This is a genomic window from Bradyrhizobium sp. SHOUNA76 (genome assembly GCF_023006445.1).
GTDB lineage: Bacteria > Pseudomonadota > Alphaproteobacteria > Rhizobiales > Xanthobacteraceae > Bradyrhizobium.
Genome location: NZ_JALBHA010000893.1, coordinates 1 through 1,368, shown reverse-complemented (window position 1 = coordinate 1,368; position 1,368 = coordinate 1). Strand labels below are relative to the sequence as shown.

Annotated in this window: 1 protein-coding gene and 1 pseudogene; both read left to right on the top strand. The window is 68.1% G+C overall.

Annotated features, from left to right (window positions below; genetic code table 11):
* Positions 1-96 precede the first annotated feature (96 nt).
* Positions 97-1,011 carry a general secretion pathway protein GspK gene (locus MOV74_RS38315; RefSeq protein ID WP_246932719.1) on the top strand — a complete coding sequence of 305 codons (915 nt, stop codon included), beginning with the start codon at positions 97-99 and terminating at the stop codon, positions 1,009-1,011.
* Between the two features lies 1 nt (position 1,012).
* Positions 1,013-1,368, top strand: a pseudogene (locus MOV74_RS38310) (pilus assembly protein PilN); the annotation flags it as partial.

Below are 1,368 nucleotides of genomic sequence, written 5' to 3'. Positions count from 1 at the left end.
CACGGCGCCGGCCGAATGCGCGCGGGCCAAGAACCCGGCGACCTGCGTCACGGCACGCACCCGGCCGCAACAGGCGGAGAAAGAGGAGCAGCAGCTTTGAGCGGAGCAGGGCCCGACCATGCGAGGCTTCGCGACAGCCGGGGCTTCATCGTCATCGCGGTGCTCTGGATGCTGGCGGCGTTGGCGGCGCTCGCGCTGATCTACCTGACCTATGTCACCAACACGGCGGTCACGGTCGCCGTCAATGCCGACAGGTTGCAGGCCGATGCGCTGGTGAACGCCGGGATCGAGCTGGCGGCCTACCGTCTGACCGCGCAAAACGAGGCGAGCCGTCCGACCAGCGGCACCTTCAATGCTCGCGTCGGCGCCGGTCGGGTAAGCGTGACGTTCCGCTCGGAGGCTGCGCGCGTCGATCTCAACATGGCGCCGAAGCCGCTGCTGTCGGGCCTGATGACGGCGCTCGGTGTCTCCGCGACGGACGCACCCGTCTATGCCGATCGGATCCTCGCCTGGCGCTCGTCGATGGAGCCCGGCCAGGACAATCCGGAGGATTCCTACTACCGCACGCTCGGCGCGCCTTATCTGCCGCGCCATGCCCCATTTCCGCATAGCGACGAGCTCTGGCTGGTGCTCGGCATTCCGGCCGCCGTCGTGGAGCGCGTGCTGCCCTTCGTCACGGTGTTCAGCAACATGCGGACGGTGAACGTGATCGACGCCGCGCCGCAGGTGGTGGCGGCCCTGCCGGGCATGTCGCCCGGGCTGCTGCAACAGGTGTTGCGCGACCGCGCTGACCCCAACGTCGATTCCCGGGCCCTGGTCGGGCTTGCCGGCAGCACCAATGCGACCGTCGAGGGCTCGAAGGCGTACCGGCTGACGGTCGCCGTCGAGCTGCCGTCGCATCGGCGGAGCTCGGCCGAGATCGTCATCCTGCTTCTCGAAAGCGGCGATGAGCCGTATCGTGTATTGTCGTGGCATAACGCCGTCGATGGCTCCGCCGGAAAGCCTCTGTGAGATGAGTTCGCTCGATTCCCTTCGCGCCATTCTCGATGCCTGGACCGGCACCGTGGCCGGCACGATCGTTCGCGCCATGGAGCGGATCGTGGCGCCGCGGGTGGTGCGGCTGGTCGAAAGCGAGACCGGCACGTTCGCGCTGGAAGCGGTCAAGTCGGAGAACGTCCCGAAGGAGATCGCGTTCGAGGATGGCAAGTTTGCGAGTGCCAATCTCGCGCAGATCGTCCGCGGCAGCCGCGTCGAGATCGTGCTGCGGCCGTCGCGCTTCCTGTTTCGTCCGCTGGAGCTGCCGGCGCGAGCGGCCGATTTCCTCGACGGCATCGTGCGGGCGCAGATCGACCGGCTGACGCCGTGGAC